Origin of the sequence: Micromonospora sp. SL1-18 (assembly GCF_047921505.1) — a bacterium.
In the GTDB taxonomy this organism is placed as follows: Bacteria; Actinomycetota; Actinomycetes; order Mycobacteriales; family Micromonosporaceae; genus Micromonospora.
In genome coordinates, this window is the sequence record NZ_JBLROA010000268.1 from 1 (window position 1) to 260 (window position 260).

1 protein-coding gene is annotated in these 260 nt (G+C 63.5%); it reads right to left on the reverse strand.

Annotated elements, in window-relative coordinates:
- Window positions 1-30: 30 nt before the first annotated feature.
- Window positions 31-260: integrase core domain-containing protein (locus ACNAW0_RS30890; protein WP_416291562.1), on the reverse strand; the 230-nt coding region annotated here is incomplete at its 5' end.

Below are 260 nucleotides of genomic sequence, written 5' to 3' on the forward strand. Positions count from 1 at the left end.
TGTCAAGCCCCGGGTTTGATGGAGAGTTGGTTAGCTGGTTTCCAGGGGTGCGGTGACCGGGTGGGTCATCGCGTGTAGCGCCTCGTACTCGGCGGGTGGGACGTGGCCGAGTTCGCCGTGCAGCCTGCGGTTGTTGTACCAGTCGATGTATTCGACGGTGGCCATCTCCAGGTCGTCGAGCCCGCGCCAGGGGCCCTTGTTGCGGACGAGTTCGGCCTTGTAGAGGGAGTTGAACGCTTCGGCCATCGCGTTGTCGTAGG